The organism is Pseudomonas paraeruginosa PA7 (assembly GCF_000017205.1).
Classification (GTDB): Bacteria; Pseudomonadota; Gammaproteobacteria; order Pseudomonadales; family Pseudomonadaceae; genus Pseudomonas; species Pseudomonas paraeruginosa.
In genome coordinates, this window is sequence record NC_009656.1 from 4900614 (window position 1) to 4920758 (window position 20145).

A 20145-nucleotide genomic window follows, 5' to 3' on the forward strand; every position below is an offset into this window, starting at 1 on the left:
TTCGTGATGGAAACCCTGAACTACCTGGGCCACGGTTTCGGCGTCGCGATGACCCCGACCAACCTGATCACCGCGCTGATCGGCACCCTGATCGGCACCATCGTCGGCCTGCTGCCCGGTCTCGGCCCGATCAATGGCGTGGCGCTGCTGATCCCGGTGGCCTTCGCCCTCGGCCTGCCGCCGGAAACCGCACTGATCCTGCTCGCCGCCGTGTACCTGGGCTGCGAGTACGGCGGGCGCATCAGCTCGATCCTGCTCAACATCCCCGGCGAAGCCTCGACCGTGATGACCACCCTCGACGGCTATCCGATGGCGCGCAAGGGCCTGGCCGGCGTGGCCCTGTCGCTGTCGGCCTGGAGCTCGTTCATCGGCGCCTTCATCGCCACCTGCGGAATGGTCCTGTTCGCCCCGCTGCTGGCCAAATGGGCGATCGCCTTCGGCCCGGCGGAATACTTCGTGCTGATGGTGTTCGCCATCGTCTGCCTCGGCGGCATGGCCGGCGACAAACCGCTGAAGACCCTGCTGGCGGCGCTGCTCGGCCTGTTCCTTTCCTGTGTCGGGATCGACGCCAACAGCGGTGTCTACCGCTTCACCGGCGACAGCATCCATCTCGCCGATGGCATCCAGTTCGTGGTCCTGGTCCTGGGCCTGTTCTCGGTCAGCGAGATCCTCCTGCTGCTGGAGAAGACCCATCACGGCCAGGAGGCGGTGAAGGCCACCGGACGGATGATGTTCAACCTCAAGGAGGCCGCCAGCGTGTTCGCCGTCAACCTGCGCTGTGGCGTGCTCGGCTTCGTCATGGGCGTGCTGCCTGGCGCCGGCGCGACCCTGGCCAGCGCGGTGGCCTACATGACCGAGAAGAAGCTGGCCGGCGCCAAGGGCGAGTTCGGCAAGGGCGACATGCGCGGCCTGGCCGCACCGGAGACGGCCATCGGCGGCGCGGCCTGCGGCGCCATGGTGCCGATGCTGACCCTCGGCGTGCCCGGCTCGGGCACCACCGCGGTGATGATCGGCGCGCTGACCCTGTACAACATCACCCCCGGCCCGCTGCTGTTCCAGCAGCAACCGGACATCGTCTGGGGGCTGATCGCCTCGCTGTTCATCGCCAACGTCATGCTGATCATCCTCAACGTGCCGATGGTCCGCGTGTTCACCCGCATCCTCGCGGTGCCGAACTGGGCCCTGGTGCCGGCCATCGCGATCATCACCGGGATCGGCGTGTACGGCGTGCACGCCACTACCTTCGACCTGTTCCTGATGGTCGGCATCGGCGTGCTCGGCTACATCCTGCGCAAGCTCGACTTCCCGCTCTCGCCGCTGCTGCTGGGCTTCATTCTCGGCGGCCTGATGGAACAGAACCTGCGCCGCGCGCTGTCGATCTCCAACGGCGAACTGGGCATCCTCTGGTCGAGCCCGATCAGCCTGGTGACCTGGGCGCTGGTGGTGGTGATGCTGCTGTTGCCGCTGCTCCGCGCCTGGCGCCGCCGCGCGGCACGACGCGCGACAGGATTGGCCGATGCCTGACCGCGCCACCTGGAAGCTGTACTGGGCGACCCCGCTGGTGGGCGCCCTCGGCGGCTGGCTGGCGAGCCTGGTCGGCTGGCCGCTGCCATGGATGATCGGCTCCCTGCTGGCGGTGATGCTGGTGCGCTGCCTGGCCGACCTGCCGCTGGCCGAGGTGCCGGGCGCGCGCAAGTGCGGGCAGTGGATCGTCGGCATCGGCATCGGCCTGCACTTCACACCGGCGGTGATCGAGCAGGTGCTGGCGCACAGCGCGATCATCGTCTTCGGCGCCGTCGCCACCACGCTTTCCAGCGTGCTGGCGATCGTTTTCCTGCGCCGCAGCGGCGAGGACCGCGCCACCGCATTCTTCGCCAGCATGCCCGGCGGTGCCAGCGAGATGGTCAACCTCGGCCAGCGCCACGGCGCGGTGCTCAGCCGCGTCGCCGCGGCGCAGAGCCTGCGCCTGCTGCTGGTGGTGCTGCTGGTGCCGGCGGCGTTCCAGTACCTGCTCGGCGGCGGCCAGCCGGGCCCGCACCAGGCCGCGCCGGTGGACTGGCGCTGGCTGGCCCTGCTGTTCCCGGCCGGGGCGCTGGTCGCGCTGGGCTGGCAGAAGTTGCGCCAACCCAATCCCTGGCTGCTCGGCCCGCTGCTGCTGGCGGCCAGCGTCAGCCTCGGCTTCGACCTGCATATCGGCCTGCCGGCCGGTTCCAGCGGCGTCGGCCAGTGGCTGATCGGCAGCGCCCTGGGCTGTCATTTCAACCGCAGCTTCTTCCGCAGCGCACCGGCCTTCGTCAGTCGCACCCTGGTCTGCACGCTGTGGATGATGCTTGCCGCGGCGCTCACCGCCGAGTTGCTCGGCTGGCTGAGCACCCTCGATCACCAGTCGCTGATGCTCGGCATGATGCCCGGCGGCATCGCCGAACTGAGCCTGACCGCAGAAGCCCTGCAATTCTCGGTGCCGCTGGTCACCGCCCTGCAGGTGCTGAGGCTGTTGCTGGTGCTGTTCCTCGCCGAGCCGTGCTTCCGCTACTGGACGAAGCGCGCCGGCTGACCGAGCCACGCCGCCACACCGGATGTGTGGCGTTTTCCAGCCCGCCTCGTGCGGGCTTTTTTAATCGCGGGAACGGCTGCGGCGGACTGCCGGGCGGCGGCCCCGGCGGGCTTCAGAGATCCGGCAGCGACCAGTCGATCGGCGTCTTGCCGTTCTGTTCGAGGAACTTGTTGGTGCGGCTGAAGTGGCCGTTGCCGAGGAAGCCGCGGTAGGCCGACAGCGGCGACGGATGCGCCGACTTGAGGATCAGATGGCGCTGCGGGTCGATCAGCTTCTGCTTGCTCTGCGCGTGGCTGCCCCAGAGCAGGAACACCAGGCGCTCGCAACGCTCGTTGACCACCTCGATGACGCGGTCGGTGAAAGGCTGCCAGCCGGCGTTGGCGTGGGAGCCGGCCTTGGCCTGCTCGACGGTCAGCGAGGTGTTGAGCAGCAGCACGCCCTGCTCCGCCCAGCGCTGCAGGTAGCCGTTGTTGGGAATCGGGATGTTCAGGTCGCGGTTGAGTTCCTTGTAGATGTTCTGCAAGGACGGCGGCGTCGGTACCCCGGGCTGCACCGAGAAGCACAGGCCGTGGGCCTGGCCCGGCCCGTGGTAGGGGTCCTGGCCGATGATCACCACCTTGACGTTCTCCAGCGGCGTGGTGTTCAGCGCGTTGAAGATCAGCGGACCGGGAGGGAAGATCACCTTGCCGGCGGCCTTTTCCTGGCGCAGGAACTCGCCCAGCTGCTTCATGTAGGGCTTGTCGAATTCCTCGCGCAGCGCTTCCTTCCAGCTCGCCTCGAGCTTGATGCGGTCGTCGTTATCGGTCATGGAACCCCCTGTCTCGGTACTGAAAAAGTCGTCCGGCCTTTTCAGAAGGTCGCCGACAGCCTGTGGCCGCGGAACCGTAGAAAAGCGCGCCGCGCTTGTCAATCTCGGGACAGGCGGGCCTCTTCCACCGGATACTTCACGCACACCCGGTTGCGGTACAGGCACTCGCTGGCCAGCAGGGTGCCGGCCTGGCCCTTTTCCCGGATATCGCGCCAGATCTCGTTGAGCCTCAACACCGCATCGCCGTCGCGGACAAAGCGCTGGGCCCTCTCGTAGACGTGGTAGCGCACAGGGCGCGGCGCGCTGCACAGCAGTTCGCCTTCCAACTGGTGGGCGGCGATATGGAAGCGCAGCTGGAAGCTATCCGCCGTCGGATTGTGCAGCACCAGGTCGATGAAGTTGTAGAAGATCGCCGCGCCCGAGCCGAACGGCAGGATCCGTCCCTCGTCGGGGAACGGATCGAAGCTGTGGTTGGCCCGCTCCACCACGCGCAGCGGCGAATGCAGGGCCATCCAGTGGATCAGGTTGCTCAGTTGGCAGATGCCGCCGCCGATTCCGCTGCGCGCCTCGCCGAAGGACAATTCCATGCCTTCGACGAAGCCACGCCGGGCGCTGGGCCGACCGACCAGCCGGCAGAACGAGAAGTACTCGCCGGGGCCGATGCGCACGCCGTTCATGCAGTCCACCGCCAGGCGCAGGTTGACCACCTTGTTGCGTTGCAGGGCGAGGTCGCTGTCGCCGAGGCGCCGAATCAGCTTCGAGGTATGCCTGATGTAGCGGTGCGGCAGGCGCTCGTCGACCAATGGCAGCCGCGCGTAGCGGCGGCCGCCAAGACGCCAGCGGCAGTGCCGCCAGAGACGCCGTTGCCAGACCCGCAGCCAGTAGAGCCAGGGGTGGTAGAGCGATAGAGGTTTGCGCATCGACGATCCTTGTCGGTCTCGGCCCACTGGCCGGAGACGGCATTATGCCCGGAGTGCTAGCCCTGGTGCAGCGCCCGGTAGTGACTGGGCGCCATGCCCACCACCTTGCGGAACAGCCGCGAGAAGTAATAGGGATCGGCGTAGCCGAGCTGCTCGGCGATCTGCCGCACCTCCAGCGCGCCCTCGTCGAGCAGGCGGCAGGCATGGGCCATCTTCATCTGGATGAAGTCCTGGATCGGTGCCTGGCCGGTCAGGGCGCGGTAGGTCTTGGCGAAATGGAAACGCGACAGCTTGAACTGCGCCGCCAGTTCGTCGAGGTTCAGGCTGTCGTGCAGGTGCGCGCGCATCAGCGCCTGTACCGCGTCGATGTCCAGCACCCGCCCGGACTTCAGGCTGGCCCGCGCCGGACGCACCGCCAGCGAGGTGAGCAGGCCCTGCAACAGGTGCGCGGCATGGATGAAGTGCGGCAGGCTGAGGCCCTGGCGGCGCAGCGCCAGCAGCGCGTCAAACTCCGCCAGCAGGCGCGGCTGCATGCCCAGGCGCAGGCGCGGGACGCTGCCCAGCGGGTGCAGGAAGTCCTCCGCCAGGACGCCTTCGAAATGCACCCAGTAGATGCTCCATGGCCGCTGCGAGTCGGCGCCGTAGGCATGTTCCAGGCCCTTGGGCAGGACCAGCAGGTCGCCGCCGCCGACCTCGACGCGCTCGCCGGCGCATTCCAGCCAGCCACGCCCGGCGCGGCAGTAGATCAGCAGATGGTCATCCGGCGTGCGCCGCTGCATGCGGTGGCCATGGGCTTCGGGGTAATAGCCCAGGGCCAGTGGATAGCAGGCCTGGCCGAGCGGGTGGCGGGCCAGGGCGCGACGCAGGCGCGGCGGCGTGATGAAACGCACGCCCTGGTTGGGCAGGGGCCAGGCGGAGGTCTGTACGGAACGCTTCACGGCGATGCGACTCGGCAGTCTGAATCCCAAGATCGTCCATCCCTTGCGCAAGATCGTCAATCCACAGGCGGCTTGCGGCCGGCTATAACGACTCAAAACAACATCCCGGCCCACCGGGAAGCGGAGGCGACGATGGCCAAGGCAATCCCCCAGCTGATCGACGGCGAATGGCGCGGCAGCCGTTCCCGCGAACTGATCGAAGTCACCGATCCGGCGACCCAGGACGTCCTCGCGCTGGCACCGAAGGCCACCGCCGACGAGATCGAGCAGGCCATCGCCAGCGCCCAGCGCGCCTTCGAGACCTGGCGCGAAGTCCCGGCTTCCGAGCGAGCGCGGTTGATGCTGCGCTACCAGCACCTGCTCAAGGAACACCACGACGAACTCGGCGAACTGCTGGCCCGCGAGACCGGCAAGAACCTTGCCGATGCCAAGGGCGACGTGTGGCGCGGCATCGAGGTGGTCGAGCACGCCGCCAACGTGGCCAGCCTGATGATGGGCGAGACGGTGGAGAACGTCGCCCGCGAGATCGACACCGCCAGTTGGATCCAGCCCCTCGGCGTGTGCGCCGGGATCACCCCGTTCAATTTCCCGGCGATGATCCCGCTATGGATGTTCCCGCTGGCCATCGCCTGCGGCAACACCTTCGTCCTCAAGCCCTCCGAGCAGGATCCGCTGACGCCCAACCGCCTCGCCGAACTGTTCCTCGAGGCCGGCGCGCCGAAGGGCGTGCTGCAGGTGATCCATGGCGGCCGCGAACAGGTCGATGCCCTGCTCACCCACCCTGACATCCGGGCGATTTCCTTCGTCGGCTCGGTCGCCGTCGGCCAGCACGTGTACCGCACCGGCACTGCGCACCTGAAGCGGGTGCAGGCCTTCGCCGGGGCGAAGAACCACATGGTGATCCTCCCCGACGCGAACAAGGCCCAGGTCCTCGGCAACCTGGTCGGCGCCAGCTGCGGCGCCGCCGGCCAGCGCTGCATGGCGATCAGCGCGGCGGTGTTCGTCGGCGCGGCGCGCGAGTGGATTCCCGAGCTGGCCGAGCGGATGGCCGCCCTGCGCCCCGGTCACTGGCAGGACCCGGACGCCGCCTATGGTCCGCTGATCAGCCCGCAGGCGCGGCAGCGCGTGCTGCGCCTGATCGCCGAAGGCAAGGCGGAAGGCGCCGAGTGCCTGCTCGACGGCTCGCAGTGCCAGGTCGAAGGCTATCCCAACGGCAACTGGCTCGGTCCCACCCTGTTCCGCGCAGTGACGCCGAGGATGGGCCTGTACCGCGAGGAAATCTTCGGCCCGGTGCTGGCCTGCCTGGAGGTGGATAGCCTGGATGAGGCCATCGCCCTGGTCAACGCCAATCCCTATGGCAACGGCACCAGCCTGTTCACCCGCTCCGGCGGCGCCGCTCGGCGCTACCAGCACGCGGTGCAGGTCGGCCAGGTGGGAATCAACGTGCCGATCCCGGTACCGCTGCCGTTCTTCTCCTTCACCGGCTGGAAGGGCTCCTTCTACGGCGACCTGCACGCCTACGGCAAGCAGGCGGTGCGCTTCTATACCGAGACCAAGACCGTCACCAGCCGCTGGTTCGACGATGAACCGACGGCCGACGAATCGTCGGCCGGCCCGAACATGACCATCCATCTCAAGTGACCCGAGGACCTATGGATTTCGACCTCACCGAAGAACAACGCCTGCTGGTGGAGAGCGCCCGCGCCTTCGCCCGCCACGAACTGGCGCCGAAGGCGGCCGACTGGGACCGCGACCATCACTTCCCGGTGGACGTCATCCGCGCCGCCGCCGAACAGGGCTACCTCGGCCTGTACATCGCCGAGGAAGACGGCGGCCTGGGCCTGTCGCGGCTGTCCACCTCGCTGATCTTCGAGCAACTGGCGGCCGGCTGCGTGGCCACCACCGCCTACATCAGCATCCACAACATGGCCGCCTGGATGCTCGCCTCGTTCGGCGACGCGGCGCTGAAGGAGGCCTGGCTGCCCGGCCTGATCGGCGGCGAGCTGCTCGCCTCCTACTGCCTCACCGAGCCGGACGCCGGCTCCGACGCCGCGCGCCTGCGCACCCGCGCCCGCCGCGAGGGCGACGAATACGTGCTCGACGGCAGCAAGTGCTTCATCTCCGGCGCCGGCAGCACCCAGGTGCTGATCGTCATGGCGCGCACCGGCGAGGACGGCGCCAGGGGCATTTCCTGCTTCCTGGTGCCGGCCGATGCGCCCGGCATCCGCTACGGCCGCAACGAGGACAAGATGGGCTGGCGCGCCCAGCCGACCCGCACCATCACCTTCGACGGCGTGCGCATCCCCGCCGGCAACCGCATCGGCCCGGAGGGCCAGGGCTTCGTCTATGCCATGAAAGGCCTCGACGGCGGCCGCCTGAACATCGCCAGTTGTTCCCTGGGCGCCGCCCAGGCGGCGCTGGAGCAGTCGATGCGCTACGTCGAGGAGCGCGAGCAGTTCGGCAAGCCGCTGGCGACCTTCCAGGCCTTGCAGTTCAAGCTCGCCGACATGCTCACCGAACTCACCGCCAGCCGCCAGATGGTCCGCCTCGGCGCCCATCGGCTGGACCGCGGCGACGCCGAGGCGACCCTGTACTGCGCGATGGCCAAGCGCTTCGCCACCGACCGCTGCTTCTATGTCTGCAACGAAGCCTTGCAACTGCACGGCGGCTACGGCTATCTCAACGATTATCCGCTGGAGCGCTGGGTACGCGACACCCGCGTGCACCAGATCCTCGAAGGCACCAACGAAATCATGCGGGTGATCGTCGCCCGCCGCCTGCTGGAGCAGGGCGGCATGCTCGATCGCCTGCTGTGAACGCCGCGAACCATCGCATCCGATAGTGCCGGAACGCCCCGGCCCATGATCCAGTGAGGGACTTCATGAACACTGCCGTCGAACCCTACAAGGCTTCCTCCTTCGACCTGACCCACAAGCTCACCGTGGAGAAGCACGGGCACACCGCGCTGATCACCATCAACCACCCGCCGGCCAACACCTGGGACCGCGATTCGCTGATCGGCCTGCGCCAACTGATCGAGCACCTCAACCGCGACGACGATATCTACGCCCTGGTGGTGACCGGCCAGGGGCCGAAGTTCTTCTCCGCCGGCGCCGACCTGAACATGTTCGCCGACGGCGACAAGGCCCGCGCTCGCGAGATGGCCCGCCGCTTCGGCGAAGCCTTCGAAGCGTTGCGCGATTTCCGCGGGGTGTCTATCGCGGCGATCAACGGCTACGCCATGGGCGGCGGCCTGGAGTGCGCCCTCGCCTGCGACATCCGCATCGCCGAGCGCCAGGCGCAGATGGCCTTGCCGGAGGCCGCGGTGGGCCTGCTGCCCTGCGCCGGCGGGACCCAGGCGCTGCCCTGGCTGGTGGGCGAAGGCTGGGCCAAGCGGATGATCCTCTGCAACGAGCGGGTGGACGCGGAAACCGCCCTGCGCATCGGCCTGGTCGAACAGGTGGTGGACAGCGGCGAGGCGCGCGGCGCCGCCCTGCTGCTGGCGGCCAAGGTGGCACGCCAGAGCCCGGTGGCGATCCGTACCATCAAGCCGCTGATCCAGGGCGCCCGCGAACGCGCGCCGAACGCCTGGCTGCCGGAGGAGCGCGAGCGCTTCGTCGACCTGTTCGACGCCCAGGACACCCGCGAAGGGGTCAACGCCTTCCTCGAGAAGCGCGATCCCAAGTGGCGCAACTGCTGATCCTTCCCATCGAACCCGGCGGGCTGCGCCACAGCCCGCCCGAGCCGAGAGCCCCGACATGAACGTGCTTTTCGAAGAACGCCCGAGCCTGCATGGCTTCCGCATCGGCATCGCCACCCTGGATGCGGAAAAGAGCCTGAACGCCCTGTCCCTGCCGATGATCGAGGCCCTGGCGGCGAAACTCGACGCCTGGGCCGAGGACGCCGGCATCGCCTGCGTGCTGTTGCGCGGCAACGGCGCCAAGGCCTTTTGCGCCGGCGGCGACGTGCGCAAGCTGGTGGACGCCTGCCGTGAGCAACCCGGCGAGGTACCGGCCCTGGCGCGACGCTTCTTCGCCGATGAATACCGCCTCGACTACCGCATCCATACCTACCCGAAACCCTTCATCTGCTGGGCCCACGGCTATGTGATGGGCGGCGGCATGGGGCTGATGCAGGGTGCCGGGATTCGCATCGTCACCCCGTCCAGCCGCCTGGCGATGCCGGAAATCGGCATCGGCCTGTACCCGGACGTCGGCGCCAGCTGGTTCCTCGCCCGCCTGCCCGGCAGGCTCGGCCTGTTCCTCGGCCTGAGCGCGGCACAGATGAACGCCCGCGACGCCCTCGACCTCGACCTGGCCGACCGCTTCCTTCTCGACGACCAGCAGGACGCCCTGCTCGCCGGCCTGGTGCAGATGAACTGGAACGAGGCGCCCCAGGTGCAACTGCATAGCCTGCTCCGCGCCCTCGAACACGAGGCCCGCAGCGAACTGCCGGAGGCCCAGTTGCTCCCGCGCCGGCCGCGCCTGGACGCCCTGCTCGACCAGCCGGACCTGGCGAGCGCCTGGCAGGCGCTGGTGGCGCTGCGCGACGACGCCGACCCGCTGCTTGCGCGTGGCGCGAAGACCCTGGCCGAGGGCTGCCCGATGACCGCACAGCTGGTCTGGCAGCAGATCGCACGGGCGCGCTATCTGTCGCTGGCCGAGGTGTTCCGCCTGGAATACGCCATGAGCCTGAACTGCACGCGCCATCCGGAATTCGCCGAGGGCGTGCGGGCGCGGCTGATCGACCGCGACAACGCGCCGAAGTGGCACTGGCCGGAGGTCGGCGCGATCCCCGCGGCGGTGATCGAGGCGCACTTCGAGCCGACCTGGGAAGGCGAACACCCGCTGGCGGAGCTCTGACCCCCACGGCGGCCTTCTCCCGCGGGAAGAGGGCCGCCAGTCCCGTGCATAGCGTCTAAGCTGTTTCACAGCATCCCCAAGAGGCCCCGGGCCGCCACAGGAGGAGCTCCATGAAACAGATCGCCTTCATCGGCCTCGGCCACATGGGCGCGCCGATGGCCGCCAACCTGCTCAAGGCCGGCTACCTGCTGAACGTCTTCGACCTGGTGCAGAGCGCCGTCGACGGCCTGGTCGCCGCCGGTGCCAGCGCCGCCCGCAGCGCCCGCGACGCGGTGCGGGGCGCCGACGTGGTGATCAGCATGCTGCCGGCCAGCCAGCATGTGGAAGGTCTGTACCTGGGCGACGACGGGCTGCTCATGCACATTGCCGCCGGCGCCCTGGTGCTGGAGTGCTCGACCATCGCCCCGGCATCGGCGCGCAAGGTCCACGCCGCCGCCCGCGAACGCGGCCTGGCGATGCTCGACGCGCCGGTGTCCGGCGGCACTGCCGGCGCGGCGGCCGGCACCCTGACCTTCATGGTCGGCGGCGACGCCGAAGCCCTGGAAAAGGCCCGGCCGCTGTTCGAGGCCATGGGTCGCAACATCTTCCACGCCGGCCCCGACGGCGCCGGCCAGGTGGCCAAGGTGTGCAACAACCAGCTCCTCGCGGTGCTGATGATCGGTACCGCCGAAGCCATGGCCCTGGGCGTTGCCAACGGTCTCGAGGCGAAGGTGCTGGCCGAGATCATGCGCCGCAGCTCCGGCGGCAACTGGGCGCTGGAGGTCTACAACCCCTGGCCGGGGGTGATGGACAATGCCCCGGCGTCGCGCGACTACAGCGGCGGCTTCATGGCCCAGCTGATGGCCAAGGATCTCGGCCTGGCCCAGGAGGCCGCCCAGGCCAGCGCCAGCAGCACGCCGATGGGCAGCCTGGCGCTGAGCCTGTACCGCCTGTTGCTGAAGCAGGGCTATGCGGAGCGGGACTTCTCCGTGGTGCAGAAATTGTTCGATCCGACCCAAGGCCAATAGACACCACGGCGGCTCCTCGCCCAGGCTGGTCAATTCGCCCGATGCGAGGAGCCTTTCGTGAATACCCTGCTGCTGCGCTACCGTTTCCGCCTGCTGTTCTTCTCCACGGTCCTCTTCACCCTGGTCCTCGGCCTCCCTTCCAGCACCAAGCCACGGGTGCTCGGCGCCCTCCTGCTGCTGGTGCTCAGCGGCATGAATACCCTGCGCCGGCGCAGCCCACTGGTCTACCTGACGGCCTTCTTCGGCCTGTTCAGCCTGGCCCTGTACACCACCGCCGACTTCAGCAGCCCCTATTCCAGCCTGCCGCCCGGCCTGCTCCGCGGTCTGAGCCTGATCCTGCTGTACCTGACCCTGTTCGCCGCGCTGTTCCGCCGCGTCACCCAGGAGCGCCCGGTGACCCACGAGTTGCTCTACGGCCTCTGCGCCCTCTACCTGCAGATGGCGCTGGCCTTCGCCCTCGCCTACTACATGGTCGAGCAGATGGCGCCGGCCAGCTTCATCGCCAGCCATGGCGCGCTGGGCCTGGATACCTTCGTCTACTACAGCCTGGTGACCCTGACCACCGTGGGCTACGGCGACATCCAGGCGATCAATCCGCTGGCACGCCTGCTGGCGGGCAGCGAAGGGGTGATCGGGGTGTTGTTCATCGCTCTCGCCGTGGCCCGCAGCCTGACCTTGATGAGCGACAGCGAAGAGCTCTGATTATTAAGCAGAGCTAATGAGTGCATCCGCTTCGCAACGGTTTATCCCGATCGTCTCGGCGCGGATGATGTGTTCCACCGCCGCCCCGCGGCATGTCTCGAACGGAAGGTGCAGCATGAAAATCGCCCTGATCGGCGCCACCGGCCACGTCGGCCACTATTTCCTCAACGAAGCCCTGCTGCGCGGCCACGCGGTGTCCGCGCTGGTCCGCGACCCGGGCAAGCTGGCGGCCCGCGACGGCCTCAATGTAGTGCAGGCGGACGTCAGCGACCCGGCCCAGGTGGCCAGCGCCGTAGCAGGCCACGAGGTGGTCATCAGCGCCTTCAACGGCGGCTGGGGTAGCGCCGACCTTCGCGCCCGCCACGCCGCCGGCAGCCAGGCCATTCTCGACGGCGTGAAACGCTCCGGCGTGCCGCGCCTGCTGGTCCTCGGCGGCGCCGGGAGCCTGGAGATCGCCCCTGGCCAGCGCCTGGTGGATAGCCCGGAGTTCCCCGAGCAGTGGAAGCAGGGCGCCCTCGGCGCCGCCGACGCCTTCGACCAGCTGCGCGGCGAGCAACGACTGGACTGGGTGTTCCTCAGCCCGGCGATGCTCCTCGAACCCGGCCAGCGCAGCGGCAAATTCCGCCTCGGCGGCGACCAGGTGCTGTTCGACGCCAAGGGCGAGAGCCGGATTTCCCTGGAAGACCTGGCGCTGGCCATGCTCGACGAGGCCGAGCAGCCCCGTCATCATCGCCAGCGCTTCACCGTGGCCTACTGAAAAGCCAAGGCGCCCCTCTCGGGCGCCTTCGTCGTCAGCCCTCGGACTTCGCCGCCGGCGTGACGACATCGAACCAGAAGTCGAAGTCGCCGAGCATGCCGAACAGTTGCCCCAGCAGCAGCGGATTGCCGGAACTCTTCAGCTTGCCTTCGAGGACCAGGCGTACCGCCGACACCTCCTTGAGCAACAGCCGGTTGAGATCGGCGCGGTCGATGCTCACGGTCTGCCCGGCGTCCTCGCTCTGCACGCCGCGCAGGTTGTTCAGGTGCGAGTTCTTCAGTTCCAGCAGGTAGTCCTCGCCGATGTCCGGCAGGCGCAGGTTGATGCTCAGCGCCTTGCCCTCCGCAGCGCCGGCGTCCAGGCGCACGCCGAGATAGTCGAACAGCAGGCCGGTATCCATCGCCGCCAGGGCATCGGCGCTTCCGGCCTTCATCGTCGGCTGGTCGCGCGGTACGCCGTGGCGCAGTTCGTAGGCGGCGCTCAGGTAGCTGTTGCGCCAGCCGGCGTTCTCCGCCTGGTAGCCGAGCTGCTCCAGGGCGTCGGCCTGCAACTCGCGCGCGGCCCGATTATCCGGCTCGGCGAAGACCAGCCTGTTGACCACCTCGACCACCCAGCGGTACTCGCCCCTGGCGTACGACGCCCGCGCCTGCTCCAGCAGGCGCTCGGCGCCACCCATGTATTGCACGTAGCGGCCCGCCGAGTCCTCCGGGCTGAGCGGGTCGAGGGTCGCCGGGTTGCCGTCGTAGTAGCCCAGGTAGCGGTTCAGCACGGCCCGTGCGTTATGGCTGACCGAGCCGTGGTAGCCGCGGTCGTACCATTCCTGGTCGAGGCTGGCCGGCAGGCGCAGGCGGTTGTGCACCTGGCTGATGGTCACGCCCTGGTTGGCCAGGTGCAGGGTCTGGTCGTGCAGGTAGCCGTACAGGTCGCGCTGCTTCTCCAGGACCTGGACGATCTCCGCGTTGCCCCAGCGCGGCCAGTTGTGCACCGCGAACATCACCTCGGCCTGCCTGCCGAAACGATGCAGCGCCTGGTTGATGTACTTGCTCCAGCCCAGCGCATCGCGTACCTCGGCGCCGCGCAGGGTGTACAGGTTGTGCAGGCTGCCGACCACGTTCTCGGCCATCAGCAGGGCCTTCTGCCGCGGCAGCCAGATGTTCATCTCCGCCGGCGATTCGGTACCCGGCGTGTTCTGGAAGGTGAACGGAACGCCGTCCAGCACCAGGTCCTCGCCCTCGCCTTCGATCAGGCGGGTCGGCGCCAGCAGGCTCAGCGGTCCACGCGCCAGTCCCTTGCCGATGGCCATGTCGACCTGCCCCTGCGGCCCCTTGGGCAATTGCGTGCCGTACTGGTAGGTGGCGCGGCGCATCATGGCATTGCCGGCCAGGACGTTCTCCTTGATCGCCGCCTCCATGAAGCCGGCCGGAGCGATGATCTGCACCGCGCCGCTGGCGACCTGCTGCGGCTCGACCAGACCGCGCACACCGCCAAAGTGATCGGCGTGGGCATGGCTGTAGATCACCGTACGGATCGGCCTCTCGCCCAGCTCGCGGCTGACCAGCTCGTAGGCCGCCCTGGCGGTGGCCGGGGTGGTCAGGGTGTCGACCACGATCCAGCCGCTGTCGCCGCGGATGAAGGTGATGTTGGCCAGGTCGAAGCCGCGCACCTGGTAGATGCCTTCGGCAACCTCGAACAGGCCGTACTTGAGATTGAGCAGGGCCTGGCGTTGCAGGCTGGGATTGATGCTGTCGCGGGGCTTGCCGTCGAGGAGAAAGTCGTAGCCGCCGAGCTGCCAGGCGACGCTACCGTCGGGGTTGCGGATGAACAACCGCTCCGGGCGTCGGATCAGGCCGCGTTCGGCGCGCTCGAAGTCGGCGCGGTCGGCGAAGGGCAATTCCGCTTCGACCCGCCGCTGGGCCTCGACGGTGAAGGCGCTGGGCGGCTTGGCCGCGGTGGGTTCGGCGGCGCCGGCGAGCAGCGGGGCGAGCGCCAGGAGTGCGAGCAGACGGCTCATCGGATGCTCCGTTTTATTGTTGTGGGCTTCGGCTGGCACTATGCCGAGGGACACGCCAATAATTCCAATGCATTCCAAATCCATATTCGATGCGGAGTCCGCATGAGCGATCTACGCCAGTTCCGCCATTTCGTCGCCCTCGCCGAACACGGCCACTTCGCCCGCGCCGCCGAGGCGGTGAATCTCAGCCAGCCAGCACTGTCGCGCAGCATCCAGGCGCTGGAGGGCCAACTCGGCTGCACACTGGTGGAACGCGGCGGCCGCGGCGTGGCGCTCACCGCCCACGGCCGGCTGGTGCTGGAACACGCCCGCCGCCTGCTGGCCGGGCATCGCGCGCTGCATAACGCGGTGAGCCAGCTGGGAAACCTCGACAGCGGCGAGCTACGCCTGGGCGGCGGTCCCTTCCCCGCCGCACGGCTGTTGCCCGAGGCACTGGCCGGTTTCTCCAGCGCCCACCCATGCGTGCGCGTCGCGCTGCTCATCGAGGACTGGCAGACCCTGCGCCAGCGCCTGCTGGATGACGTCGTCGAACTCTTCGTCGCGGACATCCGCGAGTTGCAAGGCGATCCGCTGTTGCACATCCATCCGCTACCCGAGCATCCCGGCGTACTCTTCTGCCGGCCCGGCCATCCACTGCTGCGTCTGGAGCGGCCGGGCGCCGCGCAACTGGCCGCCTATCCGCTGGCGGGGCCGCGCCTGCCCAAGGAGATCCGCCGCGACCTGGCGCGCCTGCTGCGGCGCGACGAACCGCTCGGTGTGCAATGCGACGACGTGCTGATGCTCAAGGGACTGGTCGGCTCCAGCGAACTGATCAGCCTGGCGCCGTGGGACGTGGTCGCCGCCGATGTCGAGGCCGGCCGCCTGGCGCTGCTGCCCTGGCCGGTCGGCGTCGAGCCCGCCCGCGCCAAGGGTTCCGCCTACGGCCTGGTCAGCCGCGCCGGCCGCAGCCTTTCGCCGGCGGCGGCAGTATTCGTCGAGCGGGTGCTGGAACAGGAGCGGCGCTTCGCCGACGCCTGAGGTCAGCGCCAGCGACCGTCGTCGCGGCGATTCTGCCAGGAACGGTTCCAGTCGCGTCCGCGGTTGTCATGGGCGCGGTCGTGGTAGCGCTCGTAGCGGTAATCGGGGCGATGCCGGTGGTCGTCGCGGTCGTAGAGCACGCAGGCCGACAACGGCAGGACGAGGATCAGCAGGGAGGAAAGCAAACGACGCATGGCGCCTCCTGTGCGGCCCCGGCCTCTCCTGCGGATGCGGGAGGATTGCCTTCCGGAGCCTGCACATCGGACTGCGCGACGCGCGGGCGGTGCCCGCGGCGAGGGTAAAGCCTGTGTAAATCAGCCGCGGCTGCGCAGGTGCAGGACGCCGAACAGCAGCACCTGCAGGCGCTCCAGCCAAGGTGCCGGGCGCGCCTCGAGGCGCCCGTTGAGCAACAGGATCTCGGCGGCATGGACCAGCACCAGTACGCCGGACGACAGCAGGATCGGGCGGTGCAGTTCACCCAGCGGATAGGCCAGGTTGACCAGCGCGACGAGCCAGAACATCGCCAGGGCGCCCTTGGCGAACGACAGGAAATGACTCATGGGAACCTCCTCGTTTCGGTATCGGCAGAGTGTGCCGAGCAAATGCGCCAAGGGGGTCCGCACTTTCGACTGGAAAGCACGGCGGAGTTTGGCAGGCGCCGCCGTGCCTTCCATCGTTCAGTTGCGCCAGCGGGCCGCGCCGCCGTGGTGGTCCTGGCGCCCCGGGCGGTCCTGCCGACCGTGTTGCTGCCAGCGTTGCGGCGAGTGTCCGCGCCATTGCGGCTGGCCACCGCGCTGCCAGTTGCCCGGATGCCGCTCGCCGCGGTGCGCCGGGCGCGACTCGTGGTAGCGGCGCTCCTGGTAGCGATACTGCTCGCGCCGGTAGTCGCGATGGCCATCGTAGCGCCGTGGCGCCGGGTAGTAGCGGCGGTCGTAGTAGCGCGTCGAGTGGTAGCGCCTTTCACTGCGCCAACCATCGTCATACACGCGATAGCGCGGCACTTCGTAGGCGTAGCCGTAGGGCTGGCCGCGATAGTGGCGCCAGTCGCGGTCATCGTAGTCGTAGTCATAAACCGCGCAGCCACCCAGGCTGGCGAGAAACAGGAGAAGCGGAACTCTCAGGAATGTGCGCCACATGGCAGCCTCCTGCGGCCCCGCCGCCAGCCGGCCGGATGACCGGCGACGCTGCGAGGCGCGCATACGACGTGAAGACTCGGGAAGGGAGTGGGCTCAGCACCAGCCTTTCTTGGCATGGCCCGGGGGACAATGGGGCGGACCGCCGCGATCGTAGCCGTAGTAGCCGACGTCGAACGGATCCAGCTCGACATAGGCGCCCGGCACACGGACGCTGCATCCGCTTATCAGGTAGGCCGCCAGCAGCAGCCCGATCATTCGCACGACCATCAGCATTCTCCTTCATCGCAGAACGCAGCCGAACCACGCCTGGACAAGATCCCGATGGAGCGGGAAACCGGTTGCGGCGGATGCAATCCGGCTGCAATAAAGACTGGAAGGAAAAGCGGAAATTCCCTGAATCCGACCAACGACACGGCTACCCACAGGACGTGACCGCTACCAATCTTTCTCGGTAGAGTGCGCAGATCAAGGACTGCCGGCCCGCCGGCAACGCTCAAGGAGCATGCATGCAACCCCTCGACCGCGCCCAGGCCCAGCAGCGCGCCAACGACATCCTGGTGTTCCAGCGCGAGCTGCAACGCCTCGACCAGGAGCAGGCGTTCCGCCTCGAACCGACCCAGGCCCGGCAACTCGCCGACTACCACCTGGCCCTGCTGGACGGCTACCGCGACCGTTTCGACATCGACCACGACCTGCGCAGCCAGCAACTTTCGCTGGGCATGCGGGTGGCCTCGTTCTTCGGCGCGCTGGCCTTCGCCGCCAGCGTGTTCCTGCTGTTCTATCGCTTCTGGGGCCTGTTCCCCACCGTCGCCCAGGTGGCGATCCTGGGCGGCAGCGCCTTCGCCGCGTTCTTCGCCACGCTCTGGGTCCAGGCCAAGGACGCCTCGGGCTACTTCAGCAAGCTGGCGGCGATGGTCGCGTTCGCCTGCTTCGTCCTCGACCTGACCATGCTCGGGCAGATATTCAACGTCACCCCGACCGACCTGGCCCTGGTGCCCTGGGCGCTCTATGCCCTGCTCCTGGCCTACCTGTGCAACGCCCGGCTGCTGCTGGCGGCGGCGATCCTCTGCGTGATGGGCTTCATCGCCGCGCGCGTCGGCACCCGGGGCGGCGGCTACTGGCTGAGCGTAGGCGAGCGACCGGAGAACTTCTTCCCCGCCGCCGCGCTGATCTTCGCCGTGCCGCTGTGCTTCGAGCAGCGCAACTTCAGCGGCTTCGCCGTGACCTACCGGGTGTTCGCCCTGCTCGGCCTGTTCCTGCCGATGCTGGTGCTGGCCAACTGGGGGGCGGCCAGCTACCTGGCGCTGCCGACAGCGCTGATCGAGGGCCTCTACCAGGTCGCCGGCTTCGTCGCCGCCGCCCTGGTGATCTGGCTCGGCGCACGACGCAACTGGGCCGACGTGAGCAACACCGGGGTCACCTTCTTCGTCATCTTCCTCTACACCAAATTCTTCGACTGGTGGTGGGAAGCGATGCCGAAGTACCTGTTCTTCCTGGTGGTCGGCCTCAGCGCCCTGCTGATCCTGCTGGTCCTGCGCCGCTTGCGCGCGCCCCTGGGTATCGTGAAGAGGGACGACGCATGAACCGAAGCCGTCGCAACGCCCTGGTCGCCGGCAGCCTCCTGCTGCTGGCAGCGAACCTGGCCGCCCTCGGCGGCGTCGCCTGGAACCGTTCCGGCGAGGCCGAAAGCAAGCTGCTGCTCAGCCAGCGCGAACTCCAGCGCAACTGGTCCTACGACTTCTGGAGCGAAGAGAACAGTGGCGTCGAACTACGCCTGGAGCTCCGCTCGCCGAACAGCGATCCGCCCAATGACCTCGTTCCCCCGCTGCCACCTGAGCAGATGCGCGCCCTCGGTTTCAGCGTCCCGGATTCGCTCGACGAGGAAAACGTGCGGCGCTACCGTCGCCAGCAGGAAAAACAGGTGCTGCTGGTCCTTGAGCTCGACGGCCCGGCCTATCGCCGCGAAGTACGCCTGGCCGAGGAGCGCCTGGCCGAAGCCCGCGCCCGCAGCAAGGCCCTGCCCAAGGATGAAATGCTGTCCAGCCACATGGAGGCCGCTCGCCACCAATTGAAGCATGAGCAGGAAGAGGCCAGCCGACTGTTCATCGTCGACGCCGGCCTCGACCTGGCCGTTCTGCGCCAGCGCTACCCGGAGCGCCAGCGCTACGCCATCGTCAAAGGCCGGGTACGCCCTTGGTCCGCGGTCGACGGAGGCAGGACGCTGGTCGGCGGCTACGTCAGCCGTACCGACCTCGCCGCGATCAACGTGCCACGTCAATGGCACGCAGTGTTCGCCAAGGTCGACGAGCAAGGCTACCGGCTAGCGCCGCTGGAACTGCATCTCAGCTTCGGCCAGCGCCTGGAGCCCTGGATCACCAACGCCGTCCGCCGCTGAAACGCCCCGCCCGGCGCGCGGCGCTTGCATCCGCGCGCCGGGCGCTGCACCCTGAGCGTTCCCGCCCGCCAACCACCGCGTCATGAACAGCGAAATCGATCCCGGCCGCTGCCCGCTGTGCCAGCAATCCAACCGCTGCACCCTGGCCGACCCCGCCAGCGCCACCCAGGCTTGCTGGTGCTTTACCACGGAAATCGATGCGACCGCGCTGGAGCGGATTCCAGCCGAGCTGCGCCGCCGCGCCTGCCTCTGTCCGCGCTGCGCGCAACTGCTACCGCCCGACGCCGACCACTGATGCGCCTGGACCGCTTCCTCGCCAACCTGCCCGAACTCAGCCGCCGCGACGCGCAAAGGCTGATCGCCGGTGGGCGCCTGCGCGTGGACGGCCAGGTGGTGCGCGACGGCACCCACGAGGTGCGGGTATTCAGCCGGGTGGAACTGGACGAACGGCTGCTCCAGGCCGGCAAGCCGGCGCGCTACTACATGCTGCACAAGCCAATGGGCTGCGTCAGCGCCACCCGCGACCCAGAGCATCCAACCGTGCTAGAGCTGCTGCCGCCAGATCACCGCGACGACCTGCATATCGGCGGCCGCCTCGACTACAACACCACCGGGCTGATGCTGCTGACCAACGACGGCCGGTGGTCGCGCCGTCTGACCCTTCCCGGCAGCCGGCGCGACAAGGTCTACTACGTGGAGACCGAAGAGCCGATCGACCAGCGCTACGTGGACGCCTTCGCCGCCGGCATTCATTTTCGCTTCGAGGACCTCGTCACCCTCCCCGCACAGCTCGAACCGCTCGGTCCGCGCAGCGCCCGCCTGACCCTGCACGAAGGTCGCTACCACCAGGTCAAGCGGATGTTCGGCCACTTCGACAACAGGGTACTGCGCCTGCACCGCGAGCGCATGGGTGACATCCAGCTCGACCCGACGCTACCACCGGGGGCATGGCGGCCACTGAATGCTGAAGAAATCTGTTCGGTGTGAAACCCCGCCGCCGGCCCCAGTGTCCACCGAAAGAGGCCGGCCCCCGCGGTT

At 68.4% G+C, this 20145-nt stretch carries 22 protein-coding genes; 14 read left to right on the plus strand and 8 right to left on the minus strand.

What is annotated here, in order from left to right; all coding sequences use genetic code 11:
* Positions 1 to 6 precede the first annotated feature (6 nt).
* Together PSPA7_RS22685 and PSPA7_RS22690 are read left to right on the plus strand one after the other, a co-directional pair.
* On the plus strand, positions 7 to 1524 hold the full coding sequence (locus PSPA7_RS22685; protein ID WP_012077043.1) for a tripartite tricarboxylate transporter permease: 1518 nt from the start codon (positions 7 to 9) through the stop codon (positions 1522 to 1524).
* Complete coding sequence (locus PSPA7_RS22690) at positions 1517 to 2554, plus strand: AbrB family protein (protein ID WP_012077044.1); 1038 nt, start codon at positions 1517 to 1519, stop codon at positions 2552 to 2554. The genes PSPA7_RS22685 and PSPA7_RS22690 overlap by 8 nt, the downstream gene beginning before the upstream one ends.
* Positions 2555 to 2666: 112 nt before the next feature.
* Here PSPA7_RS22690 and ung read toward each other — a convergent pair whose 3' ends face one another.
* The 3 genes from ung to PSPA7_RS22705 all read right to left on the minus strand — a co-directional run bounded on the left by ung (position 2667) and on the right by PSPA7_RS22705 (position 5220).
* Positions 2667 to 3362 (minus strand): uracil-DNA glycosylase, encoded by a 696-nt coding sequence (gene ung, locus PSPA7_RS22695; RefSeq protein WP_003106436.1) that lies wholly within the window; start codon positions 3360 to 3362, stop codon positions 2667 to 2669.
* A gap of 98 nt (positions 3363 to 3460) precedes the next feature.
* Complete coding sequence (locus PSPA7_RS22700) at positions 3461 to 4282, minus strand: VanW family protein (protein ID WP_012077045.1); 822 nt, start codon at positions 4280 to 4282, stop codon at positions 3461 to 3463.
* 56 nt (positions 4283 to 4338) lie between these two features.
* Complete coding sequence (locus PSPA7_RS22705) at positions 4339 to 5220, minus strand: AraC family transcriptional regulator (RefSeq protein WP_003155027.1); 882 nt, start codon at positions 5218 to 5220, stop codon at positions 4339 to 4341.
* A gap of 132 nt (positions 5221 to 5352) precedes the next feature.
* On the opposite strand from PSPA7_RS22705, the gene PSPA7_RS22710 reads away from it, so the two are divergent.
* From PSPA7_RS22710 to PSPA7_RS22740, 7 genes are all read left to right on the plus strand, one after another.
* On the plus strand, positions 5353 to 6861 hold the full coding sequence (locus PSPA7_RS22710) for a CoA-acylating methylmalonate-semialdehyde dehydrogenase (RefSeq protein ID WP_012077046.1): 1509 nt from the start codon (positions 5353 to 5355) through the stop codon (positions 6859 to 6861).
* 11 nt (positions 6862 to 6872) lie between these two features.
* Entirely contained in the window at positions 6873 to 8036 is a 1164-nt protein-coding gene (locus PSPA7_RS22715; RefSeq protein ID WP_012077047.1) for an isobutyryl-CoA dehydrogenase, read from the plus strand.
* A gap of 65 nt (positions 8037 to 8101) precedes the next feature.
* Positions 8102 to 8920, plus strand: coding sequence for an enoyl-CoA hydratase (locus PSPA7_RS22720; protein ID WP_012077048.1), 819 nt, complete (start codon positions 8102 to 8104; stop codon positions 8918 to 8920).
* 58 nt (positions 8921 to 8978) lie between these two features.
* Positions 8979 to 10082, plus strand: coding sequence for an enoyl-CoA hydratase/isomerase DspII (gene dspII / locus PSPA7_RS22725; RefSeq protein WP_012077049.1), 1104 nt, complete (start codon positions 8979 to 8981; stop codon positions 10080 to 10082).
* Between the two features lie 110 nt (positions 10083 to 10192).
* Positions 10193 to 11089 carry a 3-hydroxyisobutyrate dehydrogenase gene (gene mmsB / locus PSPA7_RS22730; protein WP_012077050.1) on the plus strand — a complete coding sequence of 299 codons (897 nt, stop codon included), beginning with the start codon at positions 10193 to 10195 and terminating at the stop codon, positions 11087 to 11089.
* Between the two features lie 57 nt (positions 11090 to 11146).
* Positions 11147 to 11791 carry a potassium channel family protein gene (locus tag PSPA7_RS22735; RefSeq protein ID WP_012077051.1) on the plus strand — a complete coding sequence of 215 codons (645 nt, stop codon included), beginning with the start codon at positions 11147 to 11149 and terminating at the stop codon, positions 11789 to 11791.
* A gap of 115 nt (positions 11792 to 11906) precedes the next feature.
* Positions 11907 to 12548: an NAD(P)-dependent oxidoreductase gene (locus PSPA7_RS22740; protein ID WP_012077052.1), complete on the plus strand. Its 642-nt coding sequence runs from the start codon at positions 11907 to 11909 to the stop codon at positions 12546 to 12548.
* Between the two features lie 34 nt (positions 12549 to 12582).
* Here the strand turns inward: PSPA7_RS22740 and sdsA1 are convergent, their stop codons facing one another.
* Positions 12583 to 14559 carry a linear primary-alkylsulfatase SdsA1 gene (gene sdsA1, locus PSPA7_RS22745; RefSeq protein ID WP_012077053.1) on the minus strand — a complete coding sequence of 659 codons (1977 nt, stop codon included), beginning with the start codon at positions 14557 to 14559 and terminating at the stop codon, positions 12583 to 12585.
* Between the two features lie 102 nt (positions 14560 to 14661).
* Here sdsA1 and PSPA7_RS22750 point away from each other — a divergent pair, with 102 nt between their 5' ends.
* Complete coding sequence (locus PSPA7_RS22750; RefSeq protein ID WP_012077054.1) at positions 14662 to 15576, plus strand: LysR family transcriptional regulator; 915 nt, start codon at positions 14662 to 14664, stop codon at positions 15574 to 15576.
* A 2-nt stretch (positions 15577 to 15578) separates the two neighbouring features.
* On the opposite strand, the gene PSPA7_RS22755 is transcribed toward PSPA7_RS22750, so the two are convergent.
* The 4 genes from PSPA7_RS22755 to PSPA7_RS22770 all read right to left on the minus strand — a co-directional run bounded on the left by PSPA7_RS22755 (position 15579) and on the right by PSPA7_RS22770 (position 16985).
* A complete protein-coding gene (locus PSPA7_RS22755) occupies positions 15579 to 15770 on the minus strand; it encodes a hypothetical protein (protein WP_012077055.1) in 192 nt (63 codons plus the stop codon).
* A gap of 120 nt (positions 15771 to 15890) precedes the next feature.
* The gene (locus PSPA7_RS22760; RefSeq protein WP_003151246.1) at positions 15891 to 16136 is read right to left on the minus strand and encodes a DUF1145 domain-containing protein; all 246 of its coding nucleotides are present in this window, start codon (positions 16134 to 16136) and stop codon (positions 15891 to 15893) included.
* A 117-nt stretch (positions 16137 to 16253) separates the two neighbouring features.
* Positions 16254 to 16712 (minus strand): hypothetical protein, encoded by a 459-nt coding sequence (locus tag PSPA7_RS22765; RefSeq protein ID WP_012077056.1) that lies wholly within the window; start codon positions 16710 to 16712, stop codon positions 16254 to 16256.
* Positions 16713 to 16805: 93 nt separating this feature from the next.
* Positions 16806 to 16985: a hypothetical protein gene (locus PSPA7_RS22770; protein WP_003151251.1), complete on the minus strand. Its 180-nt coding sequence runs from the start codon at positions 16983 to 16985 to the stop codon at positions 16806 to 16808.
* 233 nt (positions 16986 to 17218) lie between these two features.
* Here PSPA7_RS22770 and PSPA7_RS22775 point away from each other — a divergent pair, with 233 nt between their 5' ends.
* The 4 genes from PSPA7_RS22775 to PSPA7_RS22790 all read left to right on the plus strand — a co-directional run bounded on the left by PSPA7_RS22775 (position 17219) and on the right by PSPA7_RS22790 (position 20094).
* On the plus strand, positions 17219 to 18295 hold the full coding sequence (locus PSPA7_RS22775; protein WP_012077059.1) for a DUF2157 domain-containing protein: 1077 nt from the start codon (positions 17219 to 17221) through the stop codon (positions 18293 to 18295).
* A complete protein-coding gene (locus tag PSPA7_RS22780; RefSeq protein ID WP_012077060.1) occupies positions 18292 to 19107 on the plus strand; it encodes a DUF4824 family protein in 816 nt (271 codons plus the stop codon). Before PSPA7_RS22775 ends, PSPA7_RS22780 begins: the two co-directional genes overlap by 4 nt.
* 82 nt (positions 19108 to 19189) lie before the next feature.
* Positions 19190 to 19402 (plus strand): cysteine-rich CWC family protein, encoded by a 213-nt coding sequence (locus PSPA7_RS22785; RefSeq protein WP_012077061.1) that lies wholly within the window; start codon positions 19190 to 19192, stop codon positions 19400 to 19402.
* The gene (locus PSPA7_RS22790) at positions 19402 to 20094 is read left to right on the plus strand and encodes a pseudouridine synthase (protein ID WP_003151254.1); all 693 of its coding nucleotides are present in this window, start codon (positions 19402 to 19404) and stop codon (positions 20092 to 20094) included. The genes PSPA7_RS22785 and PSPA7_RS22790 overlap by 1 nt, the downstream gene beginning before the upstream one ends.
* Positions 20095 to 20145: the final 51 nt, after the last annotated feature.